1 protein-coding gene is annotated in these 254 nt (G+C 65.4%); it reads left to right on the top strand.

Going from position 1 to position 254, the window contains the following annotated elements:
- Positions 1-254, top strand: a 254-nt coding sequence (locus SB756_RS32630) for an MHYT domain-containing protein (protein ID WP_410913585.1), incomplete at both ends; no start/stop codon positions are given.

Genomic DNA, 254 nt, shown 5'->3' with positions numbered 1-254 from the left:
ACCGCCTTTTCTGCGGCTATCGCGGTTTGTGCGTCGATATTTGCGCTGTGGCTGGTCTGCAATGGCGATCTGCCTTTGCCGCGCCTGGCAGGCGGCGCGCTGATCCTCGGCAGCGGCGTAGTCGCGATGCACTACACCGGCATGGCGGCGCTGATGTTCTCCCCCGGTATCGTCTGGAAATGGGGCTGGGTAGCGCTGTCGGTGGCGATCGCCCTGGCCGCCTCTGGCACCGCGCTGTGGCTGGCGTTTAACCT

Origin of the sequence: Pseudomonas sp. SIMBA_068, assembly GCF_046534705.1 — a bacterium.
Taxonomy (GTDB): Bacteria; Pseudomonadota; Gammaproteobacteria; order Pseudomonadales; family Pseudomonadaceae; genus Aquipseudomonas; species Aquipseudomonas putida.
Note: the sequence above shows the minus strand (reverse complement) of the source record. Positions and strands in the feature narration are given on the sequence as shown.